The sequence below is a fragment of the Bacillus sp. V5-8f genome, assembly GCF_002863565.1.
GTDB lineage: Bacteria > Bacillota > Bacilli > Bacillales > DSM-1321 > Peribacillus.
Window position 1 is genome coordinate 1 of sequence record NZ_PGUW01000016.1, and the last position, 20,190, is coordinate 20,190.

General features: G+C 41.5%; 18 protein-coding genes and 2 tRNA genes. 2 read left to right on the forward strand and 18 right to left on the reverse strand.

Annotated features, from left to right (window positions below; translation table 11 throughout):
- Positions 1-397: 397 nt before the first annotated feature.
- The 18 genes from lysS to spoIIE all read right to left on the reverse strand — a co-directional run bounded on the left by lysS (position 398) and on the right by spoIIE (position 19,628).
- Complete coding sequence (gene lysS / locus CUU64_RS15605) at positions 398-1,882, reverse strand: lysine--tRNA ligase (protein ID WP_101634520.1); 1,485 nt, start codon at positions 1,880-1,882, stop codon at positions 398-400.
- 209 nt (positions 1,883-2,091) lie between these two features.
- The gene (gene dusB / locus CUU64_RS15610) at positions 2,092-3,090 is read right to left on the reverse strand and encodes a tRNA dihydrouridine synthase DusB (RefSeq protein ID WP_101634521.1); all 999 of its coding nucleotides are present in this window, start codon (positions 3,088-3,090) and stop codon (positions 2,092-2,094) included.
- A 33-nt stretch (positions 3,091-3,123) separates the two neighbouring features.
- Entirely contained in the window at positions 3,124-3,336 is a 213-nt protein-coding gene (locus CUU64_RS15615) for a helix-turn-helix domain-containing protein (RefSeq protein WP_101634523.1), read from the reverse strand.
- Positions 3,288-3,815 carry a 2-amino-4-hydroxy-6-hydroxymethyldihydropteridine diphosphokinase gene (gene folK, locus CUU64_RS15620; protein ID WP_101634524.1) on the reverse strand — a complete coding sequence of 176 codons (528 nt, stop codon included), beginning with the start codon at positions 3,813-3,815 and terminating at the stop codon, positions 3,288-3,290. Before folK ends, CUU64_RS15615 begins: the two co-directional genes overlap by 49 nt.
- 1 nt (position 3,816) lies before the next feature.
- Positions 3,817-4,176, reverse strand: coding sequence for a dihydroneopterin aldolase (folB, locus tag CUU64_RS15625; protein ID WP_101634525.1), 360 nt, complete (start codon positions 4,174-4,176; stop codon positions 3,817-3,819).
- The gene (gene folP / locus CUU64_RS15630) at positions 4,169-5,005 is read right to left on the reverse strand and encodes a dihydropteroate synthase (RefSeq protein ID WP_101634527.1); all 837 of its coding nucleotides are present in this window, start codon (positions 5,003-5,005) and stop codon (positions 4,169-4,171) included. The genes folB and folP overlap by 8 nt, the downstream gene beginning before the upstream one ends.
- A gap of 18 nt (positions 5,006-5,023) precedes the next feature.
- Positions 5,024-5,884, reverse strand: a complete 861-nt coding sequence (gene pabC / locus CUU64_RS15635; RefSeq protein WP_101634528.1) for an aminodeoxychorismate lyase — start codon at positions 5,882-5,884, stop codon at positions 5,024-5,026.
- Between the two features lie 27 nt (positions 5,885-5,911).
- A complete protein-coding gene (gene pabA, locus CUU64_RS15640) occupies positions 5,912-6,496 on the reverse strand; it encodes an aminodeoxychorismate/anthranilate synthase component II (protein WP_101634529.1) in 585 nt (194 codons plus the stop codon).
- Positions 6,493-7,923 (reverse strand): anthranilate synthase component I family protein, encoded by a 1,431-nt coding sequence (locus tag CUU64_RS15645; RefSeq protein WP_101634530.1) that lies wholly within the window; start codon positions 7,921-7,923, stop codon positions 6,493-6,495. Before CUU64_RS15645 ends, pabA begins: the two co-directional genes overlap by 4 nt.
- 123 nt (positions 7,924-8,046) lie before the next feature.
- Entirely contained in the window at positions 8,047-8,970 is a 924-nt protein-coding gene (cysK, locus tag CUU64_RS15650) for a cysteine synthase A (RefSeq protein ID WP_101634531.1), read from the reverse strand.
- A 250-nt stretch (positions 8,971-9,220) separates the two neighbouring features.
- Positions 9,221-10,099 (reverse strand): Hsp33 family molecular chaperone HslO, encoded by an 879-nt coding sequence (gene hslO, locus CUU64_RS15655; RefSeq protein ID WP_101634532.1) that lies wholly within the window; start codon positions 10,097-10,099, stop codon positions 9,221-9,223.
- A gap of 28 nt (positions 10,100-10,127) precedes the next feature.
- The gene (locus tag CUU64_RS15660; protein ID WP_180954629.1) at positions 10,128-10,907 is read right to left on the reverse strand and encodes a type III pantothenate kinase; all 780 of its coding nucleotides are present in this window, start codon (positions 10,905-10,907) and stop codon (positions 10,128-10,130) included.
- A 179-nt stretch (positions 10,908-11,086) separates the two neighbouring features.
- Positions 11,087-13,147: an ATP-dependent zinc metalloprotease FtsH gene (gene ftsH, locus CUU64_RS15665; RefSeq protein WP_101634534.1), complete on the reverse strand. Its 2,061-nt coding sequence runs from the start codon at positions 13,145-13,147 to the stop codon at positions 11,087-11,089.
- A gap of 111 nt (positions 13,148-13,258) precedes the next feature.
- Positions 13,259-13,804, reverse strand: coding sequence for a hypoxanthine phosphoribosyltransferase (gene hpt / locus CUU64_RS15670; RefSeq protein ID WP_101634537.1), 546 nt, complete (start codon positions 13,802-13,804; stop codon positions 13,259-13,261).
- A 12-nt stretch (positions 13,805-13,816) separates the two neighbouring features.
- Positions 13,817-15,229, reverse strand: a complete 1,413-nt coding sequence (gene tilS / locus CUU64_RS15675; protein ID WP_101634535.1) for a tRNA lysidine(34) synthetase TilS — start codon at positions 15,227-15,229, stop codon at positions 13,817-13,819.
- A 115-nt stretch (positions 15,230-15,344) separates the two neighbouring features.
- Positions 15,345-16,337, reverse strand: coding sequence for a protein kinase domain-containing protein (locus tag CUU64_RS15680; RefSeq protein WP_374702729.1), 993 nt, complete (start codon positions 16,335-16,337; stop codon positions 15,345-15,347).
- Complete coding sequence (locus CUU64_RS15685; RefSeq protein WP_101634538.1) at positions 16,303-17,040, reverse strand: vWA domain-containing protein; 738 nt, start codon at positions 17,038-17,040, stop codon at positions 16,303-16,305. The genes CUU64_RS15680 and CUU64_RS15685 overlap by 35 nt, the downstream gene beginning before the upstream one ends.
- 116 nt (positions 17,041-17,156) lie before the next feature.
- Positions 17,157-19,628: a stage II sporulation protein E gene (gene spoIIE, locus CUU64_RS15690; protein WP_101634536.1), complete on the reverse strand. Its 2,472-nt coding sequence runs from the start codon at positions 19,626-19,628 to the stop codon at positions 17,157-17,159.
- A gap of 302 nt (positions 19,629-19,930) precedes the next feature.
- Here spoIIE and CUU64_RS15695 point away from each other — a divergent pair.
- Positions 19,931-20,004, forward strand: a tRNA-Met gene (locus tag CUU64_RS15695).
- A 114-nt stretch (positions 20,005-20,118) separates the two neighbouring features.
- A tRNA-Glu gene (locus CUU64_RS15700) sits at positions 20,119-20,190 on the forward strand.

A 20,190-nucleotide genomic window follows, 5' to 3' on the forward strand; every position in this document is an offset into this window, starting at 1 on the left:
GTTTGCTCACTATTAAAAAAAACGTTGGCGCTTTGTTTTGTTCAGTTTTCAAAGAGCAATTTTATTATTCCACTTCTCTTAGAAGCGACTTTACTAATATATCATTTTTAAAAGCAAACCGTCAAGAGAAAACTTACAAAAATTTTTTATTTGTAATTCTCAAGAAACTCGTTTGAAACAACAGATATAAATATAACACCATTGAGTTAAGTGTGCAATACTCTTTTTAAAGTTTCTGCAGAAGAAATTTTTTCTTCGTAAACTATCATTTTTACATTCAATTATAAACCTCAATTGAGAACGATTTATCCAAAAAAGAAGCCGATCATCATTTCTTTAGTTTGGTTGTTAAGAAACTAAAGTTCCGGGATAATCGGCATCTTAAATCAATATAAAATTAACGGTGGCGCATCAATGGGAATAATAATACATCACGAATAGATGGGGAATTGGTTAATAGCATGACTAAACGGTCGACACCAATACCTAGCCCACCTGTTGGTGGCATGCCATATTCCAGGGCTTCAATGAAATCCTCATCCATTTCATGCGCTTCATCATTGCCCTGTTCCTTCTCTCTAAGCTGTGCTTCAAAACGCTCACGCTGATCAATTGGGTCATTAAGTTCTGTGAAGGCATTTGCATGTTCCCGCCCAACAATGAATAATTCAAAACGGTCGGTAAAACGAGGGTCTTCCTCATTCTTCTTGGCAAGCGGTGATATTTCTACCGGATGTCCATAAATGAATGTAGGCTGGATCAATTTCTCTTCCACTACCTGCTCAAAGAATTCATTTACAATATGGCCAAATTCCATGTTTTCCTTTACTTCGATACCATGTTCTTTTGCCAATGCATGAGCCTCTTCCTTGCTCATTTGTTTCCAAAAGTCTACACCAGTATATTCCTTAACGGCATCGACCATGTGCAGTCGCTTCCATTCCGGCTTGAGCTCTACTTCATATTCACCATACTGTACAGTGGTTGTCCCCAAAACTTGCTGTGCAATATGAGCAATTAGGTTTTCTGTTAGACTCATGATATCACGGTAGTCAGCATAGGCTTCATAAAGTTCAATCATTGTGAATTCAGGATTATGCCTGGTCGATACACCTTCATTACGGAAAACACGGCCAATCTCATACACTTTTTCAAGGCCGCCTACAATCAACCGTTTTAGATGAAGTTCGATTGCTATCCTCATGAATAATTCCATATCCAGAGCGTTATGGTGTGTGATAAATGGTCGCGCAGCAGCTCCCCCTGCGATAGAATGCATCATTGGTGTTTCCACTTCTAAATATCCATGGTCATCCAGATAACGACGCATTTCCCGGATGATTCGGCTACGCATAATGAATGTTTGCTTGCTTTCTTCGTTAGTGATTAAATCAACGTAACGCTTGCGGTATCTTTCTTCCACGTCTTTTAATCCATGAAATTTATCCGGAAGCGGGCGAAGTGCCTTGGTTAAAAAGATAAAGTCATGCGCCTTAACCGAAAGTTCCCCAACCTTTGTTTTAAAGATTGTTCCACTAACGCCCACAAGGTCTCCAAGGTCGGTTTGATCAAATACCTTGTACTTATCCTCGCCGATAGCATCAACTCGCACATAAATTTGAATTTGCCCGCTAATATCCTGGATATGGGCAAAGCCTGCTTTTCCTTTACCACGCTTCGTCATCACGCGTCCGGCTAAAGTGACTTCTATATTTTTTTCATCCAATTCCTCTTTTTTTAGCTCACCGTATGCTTCTGTTAACTCCTCAGCCAGGTGTGTTCGGTCAAATCTATGGCCAAATGGATCTTGTCCGTTATCCAGCATGGCTTGCATTTTGTCACGCCTTACTTTCAGCTGGTCATTTAATTCTTCATGACTCATGAATTATCATCTCCATCTTTATAATATGTACCTGTATATGATAGCTCGATTGTCGAATTTTGCATTCCTTATATATTTTTACACAAAGTAATTGAATCGAACAGTCCTTTATAACAAAAAACAATCTCGAGTCCAAATAAAAACTGCCAGGAATACTGGCAGTTCAGTTAAGCGTATTATAGGGAAACAGTATAGCAATGTCAAATGTTCTAGACAGCCTGTACATTTTGTTCCTTTGCTTCTACTTCCTCGACAAGACCGTAAAGTAAGTTCACTACATCTTCTCTTGTATTGCATTCGTTAATGCCTTTTCTTGCTATCGCATTGCCACGGATTCCTTTTAGGTACCATGCAGCATGCTTGCGCATTTCACGAACCGCTACATTCTCATTCTTTAAAGCTATCAGGCGATCCATATGCAGAACGCAGACATCGATTTTTTCACGTGCGGTCGGCTCTTCGAACAACTCGCCAGTTTCAAGGTATTTTACGGTGCGGTAAATCATCCATGGATTGCCCAGGGCGGCTCGGCCGATCATGACACCATCAACGCCTGTTTCTTTTAACATTCTCTCAGCATCCTGTGGTGTTTCTACATCCCCGTTTCCGATAACCGGGATGTTAACAGAATTTTTGACTTCACGGATGATATCCCAGTTGGCCTTTCCTTCATACATCTGGACTCGGGTTCTTCCGTGCAAGGAAACAGCACTGCCTCCAGCTCGCTCCACAGCCTGTGCATTCTTCACGGCAAAAATATGGTCTTCATCCCAGCCCATACGCATTTTAACTGTAACTGGCTTATCTACCGCATCCACAACTGCTGAAACCATTTCATATATTTTATTTGGATCAAGCAGCCATTTGGCTCCTGCGTCACAACTTGTGATTTTCGGAACTGGACAGCCCATATTAATATCAATAATATCCGCAGTTGTATTTTTATCAACAAACTTGGCAGCCTCTACGAGGGATTCCTTTTGCCCGCCAAAAATCTGCAAGCTTAGCGGCTTTTCTCTTTCATCTATATAAAGCATGTTCATCGTCTTGGCGTTTTTAAACAGTATTCCTTTATCACTAACCATTTCTGCACATACTAGTCCCGCACCAAACTCTTTTACAGTTAGTCGGAATGCAGAGTTGCACACTCCGGCCATCGGTGCAAGCACGACCCGGTTCTTCATTTCAATATCACCAATCTTAAACATGGGTTAGATCCTCCTTTGAATAAGATATATATATTATTTGAGTTCCGGCGGCCTTAGTTCTTCAATAGATACATGAAGCATTTCGGCTACCTCAACCAGAAAGTCATCTGTCGGCTTTCGATTTCCTCTTTCAACTTCACCCAGAAGCGAAACGGAAACCCCTATTTCTTTGGCGAATCCTTCTTGTGTGTATCCCTTCAATTTTCGAAAAGCGCGAATACGTCTTCCCCATTTTTCCGCTTCCATAATCGAACTCCTTCTCTATCCTTTATCTGTTTAAGAACATGGGTTAAAGGCTTTTCCATCTTCGGAAGCATGATGTCAGGGTCTATTTCCAATAGAGGGATGATTACAAATGCTCGTTCTAGCATCCGAGGATGTGGAACAGAAAGATTCTCTGCTTCAATATTTTCGTTATTATACAGTAATATGTCAAGGTCTAATGTGCGGGGACCCCAATGAATTTCCCTTTTCCTTCCAAGTTCTTGTTCGATCTCTAGGCATTTATTCAGCAGTTGTTCTGGCGAATATTCAGTTTCTATCTTTAAAACAGCATTTAAAAACATGTCCTGTTCCGTATATCCAACTGGATCAGTTTCATATAATGAGGACATATCTATTATTTTTATCCCTTTGTCACGATCTAAAAGCTGTATGGCTTTTTTGAAAAAAGTGACACGTTCTCCTATATTTGAACCTATCGAAAGAAATGCTATATTTTCCAAGCTACCGTCCCCTTTTGATTTCCACAGCAACTGACTGGTAATGACCCGGAATTGGGGGATCCGGCTTATAGACCTTTACCGTACAAAAGTGGACAGCTTTATAATTCTCCAATACCTGTGAAGCAATATGTTCAGCAATGGACTCCACCAGGTTGAATGTTTGACCTTCAACAATATCTTTGCAAATCAAATAGAGTTCACCATAATTGATAGAATCGTTAAGATTATCACTCTGTCCTGCCTTGGATAAATCCAGCTCGACTGTCAAATCCACGGCAAATCGCTGGCCGAGCTTGTTTTCTTCTGGGAAAACACCATGGTACCCGTAGAACTGCATGCCGTTTACATAAATTTTATCCACTGTATTCTCCCTTTCCAGCTAGAGCATCCATCATTTTTGCCATGCGCGCTATCTCTTTTACATCATGAACTCTAACAATTTGGCAGCCTTTTTCGATGCCATAGCAGATTGTGGCTCCGGTGCCCTCCATTCTTTCTTGAGTAGGTAAATCCAATACATGTCCAATCATCGACTTTCTGGAGGTACCAAGTAAAACTGGGAAGCCTAATGCTACAAGCTTATCAAGATTTCGCATCATTTCCAAATTTAGTGCCAGGTCTTTGGCAAAGCCGATTCCTGGGTCAAGGATGATGTTTTCATCTCTTACTCCGGCCTTCTTTACCAGATTCACGCTTTCAAATAAATCGGTGAAAACATCCCGGATAAAATGGGAGTAACTTTGGTTGTCCCGGTTATGCATTAAAATAATAGGGGCTCCTGATTCAGCTGCCACATTGGGCATGTTTTCATCTGCTTTTGCCCCCCATACATCATTTATGATATGGGCTCCTGCTTTCAGTGACTGCCTGGCGACCTCTGCTTTATATGTATCTATTGAAATAGGGATATCAATGTTTTTGGATATCGCTTCGACAACGGGCAGTACTCGTTCCAATTCTTCATCTAGTGAAACCGCGATGTGATTAGGCCTGGTTGATTCACCGCCTATATCGATTATATCCGCACCGTCCTTCAGGAGCTGTTCAGCATGGTTTAATGCTGCATCAATCCGATTATATTTACCGCCATCAGAAAATGAATCAGGCGTGACATTCAATATTCCCATAATCAATGTTTTCTTTCCATAATCAAGTGTATACGGACCGCATTGAATGATAAAAGAACTCATAAGTTAACTCCCTGTATGTTAGATTTCACATCTGCTATATAGCGAAGTGCGATAATTTTTGTAGGCGTCGTAAAGCAAATTAGTTATTTTCCCACTCCTGCCTGGATATACACCAATACCATCTATTTGGCTTAACGAATAAATCTCTTGTATGGAGTTGGTACAAAATACTTCATCCGCTGCAGCCAGATCCTTTTTTAAAAACATTCCTTCTTTTACATCGATTCCTTTTCTGACTGCTAGCTTTAATAAAAATTGGCGGGTGATACCATTTAAAATCCCAGTTGCAATAGAAGGCGTAAATAGCACCCCCTGTTTTACCCAAAATAAATTGGAAACAATTCCTTCGGCAAGAAAACCACTTTCCGTTAAAAAAATCCCCTCCGCTGTTACATTATTTTTAAGTTCCCTTTTGGCGGTGATGTTATTTAAATAGTGGTGTGATTTCAACCGCTGAGCGGTTTCCGGTGTATTTCTGCGGGTTTTTAATATGGTGCCGGGCTTTTCTTGCAAGCCGGCAGGGACAGAGATCTCTTGCATAAATAGTAGAATATTTGGCCTTTCATATGGTGCTGTGTGCAGCCCGACCGGTGCTTCACCGGCAGATACATTTAATCGAATGCGGGCATTCGCTAATCCGTTTTTTACTACAAGTTCCCTAAGTATTTGTTCCACCATATGGCGTTTGAATACATAGAGAATATTCATTTCTTTCAATCCTTGATTTAGGCGGTCTATATGATCGTCTAGCAAGAAGGGATGGCCATCATAAATCCGGAACGTTTCAAAAAGGCCGAGACCATATAAGAATCCATGGTCAAAAGGGGATATAGAAGCCTCATTTTCCTTGAGTATTTTTCCGTTCATATACATAAACATTGCGATTCTCTCCAATAAAAAATAAGCTTAATTCGGCTGATTTGCCCGGTAGGTGTGCAGGAAATTCTTCAATAGCTGTTTACCGGATTCAGTCATAATCGATTCCGGGTGAAATTGCACTCCTTCCACTGGTAGTTGTTTATGCCTGATGCCCATAATTTCTCCCTCTTCCGTCCACGAGGTCACTTCCAAGCATTCTGGAAGTGACTCCGGCTCAAGAATCAGGGAATGGTACCGTGTGGCGATAAACGGGTTAGGGACATTGTTATATAGGGTCTCACCATTATGATATACCCGGGACGTTTTCCCATGCATCAGCCGCCTAGCCCTTATCACTTTTCCACCAAACACCTGTCCAATTGCCTGATGTCCTAGACATACGCCAAAGATTGGGATTTTTCCCGAAAAGTATTCTATAGCCTTTAAACTAATTCCAGCCTCATCCGGACTGCAAGGTCCCGGTGAAATCATTAAAAAATCAGGCGAAATCTTCTCAATTTCTTGAATCGTAATTTGATCATTCCGCTTCACTAGTAAAATCTCACCCATCTCCCCAAGGTATTGGACAAGATTGTAGGTGAAAGAGTCATAGTTATCAATCATCAGAATCATTGAGTTTCCGCCTTTTCCAAAACTGATTCTGCCATTTCTTTCGCTCTCAGGATGGCAGTTGCTTTTTTAAGTGCTTCTTTATACTCGTACCTTGGATTGGAGTCGATTACTACCCCTGCCCCGGCTTGGATATGTGCCAAACCATCCTGAACAAGCATTGTTCGTATAACAATATTAAGTTCCATTTCACCTGAATCACTAATCCAACCGATAGAACCAGTATAAATGCCTCGGCGGACAGGCTCCAACTCCTCAATGATTTCCATTGTCCTTACTTTCGGCGCCCCAGTAATCGTTCCACCCGGGAAAACAGCATCAATAACATGGAAAGCATCCAATCCTTCCGCCAGCTTCCCCTGAACGTTTGACACAATATGCATGACGTGTGAATATTTTTCAATCACCATAAACTCATTTACTTCAACCGTTCCATATTCACATACCCGTCCCAGATCATTTCGCTCCAAGTCAACCAACATTACATGTTCTGCACGCTCTTTCTCATTTTCAATAAGCTCCCGTACCAGCTTTCCATCCTCTTCAGCCGTCTGTCCACGGGAACGGGTGCCTGCAATAGGTCTAGTGCTCACTTTGTCTCTTTTCTTTTTCACGAGCAGTTCCGGCGAACCGCTGACAATCTGGAAGTCAGGAGCGTGGATGTATCCCATATAAGGGGAAGGATTTAATTTCCTGAGTTGTTCATAAACAGCAATTGGCGAGGCATAAAGTGTTTCTGATTGCCTTACCGATAAATTCACTTGAAAAATATCACCTTGAGCAATATAATTTCTTATTTTTTCTACAGCCCCTTGAAAACGCTCTTCCGTTAGTGAGACAAACTCTCTCGAGGTTCTTTCCCCATTTTTTGACGTTTCACGATCCATTGAGTGACTAGCTGTTAACCATTGCTCTTTCATTAAGGCAAGCCTGTGGTCGGCCTTTTCATTTTCGTGTGTGCCGCACACATACATAAACCAAAGCAGCTTTTTCTCATGGTCATACACAATTACTTCATCAAATGCAAGAAAGTAGAGATCAGGTGTATTCAGATCATCCGCCGCAATAGCGGGAATTTCTTCAATATAACGAATATAATCATAGCTAATGAAACCCATCACACCGCTCTGAAAGTCAGGAAAATCGTTTTCCTGTTTCAGTTGTCTCTTTCCCATCCATTCTTTTAATAAGTGAAGCGGGTTTCCATGAAATTGCTTTGTCGAACCATCTTCGCTACTTATTGTTAATACATTATCTTTGCCCGTTAATTCAGCTATAGGATACAACCCAATGATTGTGTACCGTCCTCCTCTTCCACTTTCAAGCAAGATATGTTTAGGAAGGGATGCGGACAAAACTTTATATATTTGAAAAATATTATCCGGCTCATACGGGATATTGATTCCAAAAACTTTTCGCTGTACCTCCAACCGTTTCAGCCCCTATCTTTTATTGTGACGGAAAACTATTCAATAGTTAGAGTTTACTAATAACCCGAGAAAATGAAAATAAAAAAGCAAAGTCCAGGTTAGGACTCTGCTTTCTAAAAAGATTTATTCGAAATTGTAAAGTGGAGTGCTTAGGTAGCGTTCGCCATTACTTGGAATGATAGCGAGTACTTTTTTGCCTTTGCCAAGCTTTTTTGCTACTTCTAAAGCTGCATAAATGGCAGCCCCCGAAGAAATTCCGCCAAGGATTCCTTCTTCCTTAGCCGCGCGGCGCGCATATTCAAATGCTTGCTCTGTACCCACTTGAATAATCTCATCGTATAATTCAGTGTTTAAAATATCTGGAACGAAGCCAGCACCAATACCTTGAATTTTATGCGGGCCTGGTTTCCCACCAGATAAAACCGGTGAATCAGAAGGCTCTACTGCATAGATCTTAATTTCCGCATATTTATTGCGAAGTACCTCACCTGCACCGGTGATTGTACCTCCCGTACCGATTCCAGCAATGAAAGCATCCAGCTGGTCGCCCATTTGTTCTACGATTTCCTTACCGGTGGTTTCACGGTGAACTTTTGGATTCGCTTTATTTTTGAATTGCTGAGGCATAAAGTAGCCGTTTTCCTTTGCCAGCTCTTCAGCTTTTGCAATGGCACCCTTCATTCCTTCAGGTCCAGGAGTCAGTACAAGGTCAGCCCCATAAGCGCGAAGAAGATTGCGGCGCTCCAAGCTCATTGTTTCTGGCATTACAAGGATTGCGCGGTAGCCTTTGGCAGCAGCAACCATGGCTAATCCAATACCTGTATTCCCGCTGGTAGGTTCAATTAGTGTATCGCCTGGCTTTAGGTCTCCACTTTCTTCAGCAGCCTCAATCATTGCAAGACCAATACGATCTTTAACACTGCTTCCCGGGTTCATATATTCTAATTTCAAATAGACATCTGCACTGTTTTCATCCCCGAGGCGGTTTAATTTCACGATCGGTGTTTCGCCAATTAAATCGACTACTGAGTTTACAATTCGCGCCATCTTCTCCACTCCTAATACCGAGTATTTTTATTGGTTTTATAATATAAAAGTACCGTTTCAAATTAGCAATGTCAATATTTTTAAATTATTTCATCCACTTTTTAAAAAATATTTTACTATACCATGTGCTAATGGTTGTTTAATCAAAGAATGGCATGAAATGTACTTATTATCTTCATACACTTCCATTTAATTTCCCGAAAAGAGAAAAACCTTTTATTGCTAAAAGGGTTCTCAGAACTTCATATTGTTATTTTGCGGTTTCTTCCAATTCTTCGAGCTCTGCTTTGGAAAAATGATACTTTTCATTGCAAAAATGACATTGGGCTTCTGCCTGTCCTTCTGTTTCAATGATATCCCGTATTTCCGCTTTTCCTAGGCTGATAAGAGCATTTCCAATCCGTTCTCTAGAGCATTGGCATTGAAATTGTACAGGCATTGTTTCAAGGATTTTCACATTTCCTTCCCCAAGAACCTGCTCTAGAATTTGTTCTGGGGTTAAGCCTTGCTGAATCATTTTTGAAATCGGTTGAATTTTACCTAGTCTATCTTCTATTGCTGAAATGGTCTGATCATCTGTTCCGGGTAGAAGTTGGATGATAAAACCGCCTGCTGCGAGGATTGAGTTATCAGGATTAACCAATACACCGACACCAACTGATGAAGGCACCTGTTCTGAAGTGACTAAATAATAAGTGAAATCATCACCTAACTCACCTGAAACAATCGGGACTTGCCCACTGAAATTTTCACGAAGGCCTATATCCTTTACAACTGTTAATGTTCCTTCTGTCCCTACTGCCCTACGTACATCTAGCTTTCCGTGTTCATTCAAGTCAAAGTGTGTTTGGGGATTGGTTACATATCCCCTTACCTCACCTTTAGCGTTTGCATCGACAAGGATAACGCCAATCGGCCCGCCGCCTTCGACTTTGATCGTCAGTTTATCCTCACCTTTAAGCATGGCACCCATCATAACCCCTGCCGTCAATGATCGGCCAAGTGCTGCGGATGCTGTCGGCCATGTGTAATGCCTTCTTTGCGCTTCACCTACCGTTTCCGTAGTAGAAACCGCGTAAGCCCTCACCTGGCCATTATATCCTAAAGCTTTAACTAGATAATCGTTCATTAAATCTGCCCCTTTCCCCGGGTGTAATTCATCTTTTATGCGGGTCACTGTTTCGTTTATAAATTAGTTGCAGTCCTTTTAGTGTCAAGAACGGATCAACTATATCAATAATATTGGATTCATGGGCAATTAAACTTGCCAATCCGCCTGTAGCTATCACTGTAGGCTCTTTTGAACTTTGCGCTTTCATTCTTCCAACAATACCCTCAACTTGTCCTACATACCCATATAATATACCTGCTTGCATAGCAGCTACCGTATTTTTACCTATGATATCTTCAGGACGGGCTATTTCAATTCGTGGAAGCTTTGCTGCTTTTGAATATAGCGCCTCCGTAGAGATATTTATCCCTGGGGCAATGGCCCCGCCCATATATTGTTTCTCCTCATTAATATAACAATACGTTGTAGCCGTTCCGAAATCGACAATAATTAAAGGGCCGCCGTATTCGTGTATACCGGCCACTGCATTAACAATCCTGTCAGCGCCCACTTCCCTTGGATTTTCATATTTGATATTAAGCCCTGTTTTCATGCCGGGCCCAACTACCATCGGCTTCATATGAAAATATTTTTGACACATGCGCTCAAGCGAAAACATGATCGGAGGTACAACTGATGAAATGATAATCCCATCGAATTCTTGAAAAGACAAACCCTCATGCTCCAATAGAGACTTAATGACCATGCCATATTCATCTTCTGTTTTGTGGCGATTCGTTTCGATCCGCCAGTGGTACTTTAAATGATCGTCATCATACACACCCAAAACTGTATTCGTATTTCCTACATCCAATACAAATAGCATCATCTCATCACTCCGCCAAATTATTCTCCCACATCATATCATACATGTTTTTTCCTCCGCCATCATCCACGCTCAGAGAACGTTTTTAAATTGTGTACTGGCTGTTGCATATCTATAGGAATTTTATACTTTACAGAATAAAAAAGGGTATCCCCATAGTGGAAATACCCCTTAAAAAGTTATTCGTTATTGTTTCGATTGTTATCTCTTGGCAAGGAGCTCGGTTTGTCATAAGTACGGCCTTCATTCATTGGAGGTGTCTTTATGTCATCCCTTACTTCCATTAGATCCTCATTCCGCTCTTCTAATGGGTTTAGGAGCGCTTCTTTTTCTTCTTTCTTAGAACCTATTTTCACCTTGACATCATCATCATTGTCGAGTCTGCCATTGATCGGTTTATAATCACGCGCTGGCAGCTTGCCGGTTTCAAACAGGCTCCTGATTTGTTCTGCATCAAGCGTTTCAACCTCAAGCAATGTGTTGGCAATGGTATCAAGCTGCGCCCTGTGCTCCTTGATAATTTTCGTTGCCCGTTCATACGATTCCTTGATGATACGCTGAATCTCAAGATCTATTTCGTATGCAATCGCATCAGAATAATTTTGGTCATTATTGAAATCTCGACCCAAGAACACCTGGCCTTGATTCTGGCCAAATTGGAGAGGCCCAAGCTTGTCGCTCATACCGTATTCAGTTACCATGCTTCTCGCAATCGCAGTTGCACGCTGGAAGTCATTATGGGCGCCGGTACTCACTTCACCGAACACAACCTCTTCAGCGACTCGTCCGCCTAGTAGCCCTGCAATCTTATCCAAAAGCTCCGGTTTTGTCATAAAGAAACGGTCCTCTTTAGGAAGCATGACAGCGTAACCGCCAGCCTGGCCCCGTGGAACAATCGTGACCTTATGGACAACTTCAGCCTCATCCAGCACAAGTCCAATGATTGTATGACCGGCTTCATGGAAAGCGACAATATTGCGTTCTTTTTTAGATATCACCCTGCTTTTCTTTGCAGGCCCTGCAATAACACGGTCTGAGGCTTCATCCAGGTCAGACATATCAATTTTCTTTTTGTTTTGCCGTGCAGCAACAAGTGCAGCCTCATTCAACAGGTTTTCCAGGTCCGCACCAGAGAAACCAGGAGTCCGCTGTGCAATGGCCTTTAAGTCAACACTGTCGCTTAGCGGTTTATTTCGTGCATGTACCTTAAGGACCGCTTCACGTCCTTTTACATCTGGACGCCCTACTGTGATCTGACGGTCAAAACGTCCCGGACGAAGTAATGCTGGATCGAGGATATCGGCACGGTTTGTAGCCGCAATAATAATGATGCCCTCATTTCCGCCGAAACCATCCATTTCAACAAGCAATTGGTTAAGCGTTTGTTCGCGCTCATCATGGCCACCGCCTAGACCAGCACCACGCTGACGTCCAACTGCATCAATTTCATCAATAAAGATAATACATGGAGCATTTTTCTTCGCGTTTTCAAACAAATCACGTACACGGGACGCCCCAACACCGACAAACATTTCTACAAAGTCGGAACCACTGATCGAAAAGAAAGGAACCCCGGCTTCTCCGGCAACCGCCCTTGCAAGTAAGGTTTTACCTGTACCAGGAGGTCCTACAAGCAGAACACCCTTTGGAATACGGGCACCAAGCTCTGCAAATTTACGCGGGTCTTTCAAAAATTCAACAACCTCTACAAGTTCCTGCTTTTCTTCATCTGCACCAGCAACATCCTTAAAACGAACCTTCTTCTTGTCATCATTATACAATTTAGCCTTGCTTTTCCCAAAGTTCATGACACGGCCGCCACCGCCCTGAGCCTGGTTTAACAGGAAGAAGAACAGAATGAAGATAATAACAAATGGAATAATCGAAGTGAAGAAAGTTACCCAGCCATTTGTCTCTTTGGCAGGGAGGACTTCGGTTTTCTCCACTTTATTGTCATTGATTGCTGCATCAATGCGGGCCTGTGCAGTTTCACTGCCCGTTATATAAGTAAGGAAATATTGGTTTTTATCATAATCCTTCAGCTGCCCTCTTACCTCGAAAACATTTCGTTCGGGCTGCATGGTGAACGATTTTACGTCCCCTTTGTCCAAGTGCTCAAAAAATTGATCCTGAGTTATATTCACAGTTGGTTCATTGTTATTATTAAAAATGCTTACAATACCAATGATCACCAAAAAAATAAGTAAATAAAATATCGTATTACGGAAGATCCGATTCATTCCTTACCTCCTCCCACGGTAAAACAAACTATAGTAAATCTTATCATAAAAAATAATTTAATTACAATAAATAAACATCTCTGGTTAATTTAGATAACTGTCGGCAAAGATTTATTCATTATTTTCATAAATCTCGGGTTTTAACACTCCGATATAAGGAAGGTTACGGTATCTTTCCGCATAGTCAAGGCCGTATCCAACCACAAATTCATCAGGGACAATAAAGGCAGTATAGTCAGGCATTATGTCTGCTTTTCTGCCGGATGGTTTATCAAGCAGCGTAACAATTTTAATGGATTTTGCTTTTCTATAACGGAATAATTCCACTAAATAACTAAGTGTTAAACCACTATCGATAATATCTTCAATAATTAATATATCCCGGCCTTCCACAGAGGTATCAAGGTCCTTGATGATCTTTACCTCACCTGAAGAAACGGTGGAATTGCCATAGCTGGAAACGTCCATAAAATCCATTTCCAGATGTGCATCAATACGTTTTAACAGGTCTGCCATAAAAGGCATAGCCCCTTTTAGCACACCTATAGCGAGCGGGAAACAATCTTTATACTCGTTTTGAAGCGTTCTTGCCAGCTCCTTGATTTTGCCTTGAATCTCTTCCTCCGTTATTAATACCTTTTCAATGTCATTTTGCATGGTCATTGTTACCTATTGCCCCCTAGAAGAATTAAGCTTTTTATATTCTAAAAAAATGAAAGACTGTCCATCATGGCTTTCGGCCAAAGCCTGGTCTGATTTTTTAAGCCCGGGCAACCATAAAATTTCCCCCCGTTGATTTTGCACCACCGGCCAGCCATTTCGCCGGGACATCGGGATCTTTTCATCGATAAAAATATCCTTAAGCTTTTTTGACCCACCTAATCCCTTTACAGAAATCCTATCCCCGTCCTTGCGGGTTCGAACAATAAGCGGAAGATCAGATTCCCGGGCCTGGATGATAAAAGAATCATTCCCAAATGAGTTCGGGATTTCTTCATTTATATATTGTGCTTTAATTTTATATCCATTCGGAAGAATATTTTCACCGGGAATTTGTACAAGCAAGGAATATTCCTGACTTTCCGGCTGGAAAAATCGAAAAATACCTGTATTGTATGATTTTTCCGCAATGAGACCGGCCGGAAGATGCAATTCAGCGGATGGTTGAGGACTAAAAAATAAAGCAAAGAGCTGGTTGATATGTAAGGCTGAAAGCGATGAAGGTCTCTCGGTATAAAGATAATCTAATATTAGTTGAATAGCCCTTCGTTGTAAAGGTTTTGGCATTGTCTTCAACCGCTCGATTTCGATTGACGCATACCCGTCCTTCTTTTCCACCCAGACGTCCTCAAGTTCTTTTGCAGCAAGCTCTTTGAAAAAAGCTTCATCCTCAAATAGCTCTTCGCTAAATCTCTGATAATGTTCATGCGCACGCGGATTTTCACTCTTCAGGAAAGGTAATACTGAATGCCTAAATCGGTTGCGCATATATACATCTTTTTCATTACTGGGGTCAAGTCTAGGTTCAAGACCCCTTTCCCTGGCATAATCGATAATTTCGTCTTTACTAACGACCAGAAAGGGACGTATCACCCATCCATCATTAAAACGCCTTTTTGCGGGTATTCCAGCCCTTGCCATCCCGGTCGCACCACGGGTTATTCTCATCAGCATCGTTTCAACCTGGTCATCGCCGTGGTGGCCTAAAACCAATAAGGAAGAGTTTTGCTTATCCATCACTTCTTTAAAAAACGAATAGCGAAGCTGCCTAGCTGCATTCTGCGTACTTTCACCGGTTATGGCCATATAATCGGGCACATTGATTCTTTTTCCCTCAAAATGGACATTCCACTCCCTGCAAATACGCTCTACAAACAAATAATCTTGATATGACTCATCGCCTCTAAACATATGGTCAACGTGTGCAGCTGTTAACTGAAGTTGAAAATCTTCCTTTATGGAATTAAGAAAATGAAGGAGGACGAGCGAATCTGGTCCTCCGCTTACGCCAACAACAAGACTGGAATGACCGACTAACAGATTATGCTTGTTGATATAATCACGAATTTTGTTCTTAAACATAGCATCTTCCTTTTTCTGCCTTGGGGAATAAATAATTAGCCAGTACTTTAAGTACGAATGAAACCCGATATGGTTTCATTTCATCCTAATTAATCGTTGTATATTTCTCACTATATCATAATAACTGGCTATAAATGTACAAGGTATACAGTAAAGATACAATAACAATTAAAAAGAGGGTTTCAAAAAATGCATACTTGGGCTTTCTCTTGCTTATACGTTTGTTTTGGGATCTTCTTGCCTGTCTGGTTTCAGCCGGTTTTCTTGATGGACTAATAGGGAGTGTTGTTTTCTTATAAGACTGCCTGCTCAAAACCTGTGCCAACTCATTTCTCATCTCTTCTGCGGAGGTGTATTTCCCTGCCAATGCTTTTTCCAATATTGCTTGGTAAGGGGCCAATTCCTTCTTTTGTCTAATCATTACCTTAAGCTGCCCCAGCCCTCCTTCTTTTCTGGAAAAACGTTTTGGATAGGCAGAATTCAGCATGATCATGGCGACAGAGAATAAGTCATATTGCCGATCTGCTTTTCTTGAGCCCATCCCCCAATACCCTCTATCAAAAAATTCAGTAAACTCCTTTACTGATCTTCCGATTAAAGTGGTTCCTCCAACATCAATACAGCGGATTTTATAAGCGGGAAGTGTAACAATTAAATTATCCGGTTTTAAATCCCCAAAAATCCACCCCTGTTTATGAAGTATAGACAGGCTGGAAAGAAGCTGAAGAATTAAAACCCCCATCCATTCCTGACCTTTTCTTTGAATGAATGGCAAATATCCCTCCCCTTTAATATATTCCATAACATAAAAGGGCATGTTTTTTCCGTTCAACACAAAATCATCCGCTTCCATAAAAGAAGGCCCGAGGACGGATCCTTGGACCTTGGAAAAGGCTTTAAGAATGTTCATCTCGGAAATAATGGAGACGCCATTATCACTTAGTTTTAGTGCGACTTGCTGGCGATTGTTCTCTGCTAAATAGACAATGCCATTCGCACCACAGCCTAATTCTTTTATGATTCTATAGTTATTATGATTCCATTTCCCTGAAATGACCTGCCCTGGCTGGAACTTAAATTGATTCCTCAAAGTATTGTTCATCATCATGTGATAACAATCCCCTTAATGAGCGTTTTTTATTAAAATAGTCCAATGCTTCTGTTATCGCCGGGCCTGTTGGTGTAATACCTCCAGTTGTGAGCTTTGGAAACACCTTCGTCAATACTTCGAGCTTTGGTGTCCAATCCAGCAGTTTTTCGACATCATTTTTTTTCCCGGGAAATACAAACACCGAAAACTGGTTTTGACCGAGGCGTGCATTCATGCTTAAAGATAGGTCAAGCAGGGCATCTTTCACCGTAGGGAGCTTCAACTTCATGCTGGCGCTTGTATCGACAAGAATCAACACTTCCAGTTTGCTCGTTTCTCCTAGCTCGTCCACTACTTCCATGACTTCCCCTCTTTTTTCAGGCGGCAAATCCTCCATTGTTACAGAATTGCCGAGTATCTGCTGCAATTCTTTATTAACAACTCCCTGGATCGTTTGTGTCATCGCCTTTCTCGTGACCATCTGCACTGTTTGTGAAAGCTGTTGGGAATAGACAATCTGGCTGACACCTCCACCGGAATGGGCAATGGCTTCAATTTCCTTCATGCCCTTCTCGTCAATTATGTCATTTTCCATGACTCCGATCACATTCACCGTAATCCCTTGTTCCCGGGCAAGTGCTGCCATGGCAGCCGGGTCCTCCCCTTGATTTGAGCATCCGTCCGTAATAAGCAAAATTTGACGCAGGGTTCCTGGTCTCATGACAATCTCCCCTTCTTCTAAAATGGTGTTACCATCGTAGACGAAAAGGGGAGATTTTATACTAATAATTATCTCATTTTCAGCTATTTGGGAATTGATTTTTATGTGTTTGGCTATCATGCCCTTTTCCTGAAAGTATTAACCGGTATCGCCGCCCATTTTGGGGTGTTGTGTTTAATCTTGGCCGTTACAATTGTCATATCATCATCAATCGTCCCCTTAGCCCTAATCACCTCTTCTAGAATAACATCCGCTATTTCCTGCGGATCATCAGTCTTTAATTCTCTAAGCTTACGTTTCATCCAAAATTCGAAGTTTTCTACGTTGCCCGGTGCATCAAATATGCCATCGCTCATCATAATCAAGAGATCACCTGCCTTTAACTGTTCACTCACGACGTCCACATCGAATTCGTTAATGATCCCCATCGGAAGATTGCTCGACTCTATTTTGATCACTTTATCCCCTCTTTTAATAAAGCTTGGAATCGAACATATCTTTAAAAATTTCGCTTTCGCATCCTGTAGGTCGATCATGGCCAAATCGAGCGTTGAGAATATCTCATCCGTTGTCCTAAGGGAGAGAACAGAATTCACTGATTTTATTGCTATCTTTTCTTCGATTCCTGATAATAGGAACTTTTGCAAGAGTTTCAGTGTTTCCGTACTTTCAAAATGGGCCCTTTCACCGTTGCCCATCCCATCACTGATCGCGACAGCATATTTTCCGCACCCGATTTCCATAGTTGTATAACTATCACCGGAGATCAATCCTCCTCCTTTTGCCGCGTGGGCTACCCCTGTGTCAATTGTAAATTTTTTCGCAGACCGGAAGACAGCATGGCACTGCCCGCTTGGATAGGCCGCACATTCTTCAGAATGTACAACAATGGTTTCTCCTATTATATCGGAAAGCATAGGAGCAATTAACTTTTCACATTCCCCCCGTCCATGGCAATAAGGGACACTCATTTCTATATCTATATTTCCCTGCTCAAGGCTATATATTTCTACGTGGCCAATTGCCAAACCAAAATCCTGGATGGCCTCCAAAATTTGTTCTTCTTGAAGGTGGTGGTTTTGCCTTTCTCTTTGAATTTCCTTAGCAAAGTCATCCATTACCGCCGAAACGCCAAGGAGCTGGTCAGCTACCAACTTTCTGCTCTCCTTCACTTGCTTCTTTAACCTTTGGTTAGCCTGATAATACATCAACTCCTGGGAAATGACAGAAATAACCTGCTGGCTTTTTGTGCAATACTTCCCCCAGTCTTTCATGGTTTGCTGTGGAAGTTGTCCATCATTTTCATATAATTGATGCATAATTTCCTGCATGCTTTCATAAGTTTTATCAAAATTCTTTCCCCAGCATTGGTCCTTTTTAAAGCAAATCTGGCATGTTCTTTCGGTAACATTACTTAGGAAATAATCCAATTCCTTGTCTTCCTCAACGATATCTTCCCTTTCATCTAATTGTGAAAAGCTTGCCGATAAGGCTTCAAACACGTTGGAAAATTGGGCAACTCGTTGTGCGGTCACATCTCTTATTCTCTTCATATACTGTTGCTGTTCATAGGAATGTTCCATTGTCCCAGGTATATGTTTCGCGATATTCGCAATGATTGCTGCCGGTGTTAAGAGAAAGAGCACGACCGACGCAATAGATTCATACATGGTAATCATGATATTACTTGATCCTTCACCATATAAACCTATTAACATCGTTGCAATCAGAAGCCCAATTGCAACCCCTGCCTTTTTTCCTTCTTTTAAAAGGCCCCCAAGCAGGCCCGAAAAGGCAAGCAAGCTCATTTGGTACAAGCTTGCAATGCTAGCCAGGCTAAAAATTAAACCAGTCACCACACCTACAGTGGATCCGATTGCTGCTCCTCCAGCCAAGCCGAATAAAAGGACCAGATATCTTGATAATATATGTTCAACAGATAAGTCGTATATAGTCCACCCAATCGTGCCAGTCATAACGGAAGCAAGCAAAATAATGACACTTATGATTTCTTCCGTCTTTAATCCTTGTGTTTTTTTCCTAACAGATAGTAGCGGAATGCACTGAATGAAAATCAATGTTAGTATCATCGCTAGCCCTGCCTCTATACCTATCATCATGCCGTCATATATCTGAAAAGTTCGGTTTTTGATATATTGTTCTGCAACTCCCACGACTACAAGCGAAATAAATACATACAGGGACATTGTTCTAAACTGGACATCCAAGCCCGGTTCCTTAAGTTTATACAGAAGCAATAATAGAAAGACTGAAGCGAATAAAGTTATCCCATTGGAGTAATGCACGGAAAGCGCTCCTGCGACCAAGCCGATTAGCGAGATCGGTGCCCTATCCCGACGGATTAGATACACTGCCGCGAAAAAAGGCAAAGCAAATGGAGCAAGCTGGGATAGGATGAGGGCTCGTCCTAACAAAAAACCGATAATGGCAAGGACCACTCCCTTTCTCATAAAGATATCCTCTGCTTTCTTTTGTAAATGCTGCATCCAATTGAGTGCACCAGTTTTTGCTTCATGTAAATGAGCTTCGGTAATGGGTTCTACCATACTTCGTTCAACCTTTTCCATTAAGAACACTCCCATACGATTTGGTTGTGTTTCATTATATATTTCATTTACTTATTAATTTGTCAGAATTTTAAAAAACTCATCAAGAAATATTCGACTAATTTCCTGCTAAACAGGCAGAACAAAACAATTTTTTAGTTAGATATTTTACATTTTATAAAATAAATGGATATTTTTTATCTATTTATTGGGGATAATAGTAGGAATAAAATGCTCCTGTATGATTTACGACAAAAATTCTATTTTCCGTTGACAATTGATCGAGCGCTATGTAAGATATTATTTGTGCTTGAAAACATCCTGGCGGCGTAGCTCAGCTGGCTAGAGCGTACGGTTCATACCCGTGAGGTCGTGGGTTCGATTCCCTCCGCCGCTATATAAGAAGTTTTGGATCGTCGACTAAGTGCTTTCATATCTGGTAGCAACGTCGATTCCGCACCAGGAATGCGTAAAGCAAACACTTCATAGGCGTAACATCCTGCGAAGGTCCGGCCCGTTGGTCAAGCGGTTAAGACACCGCCCTTTCACGGCGGTAACACGGGTTCGAATCCCGTACGGGTCA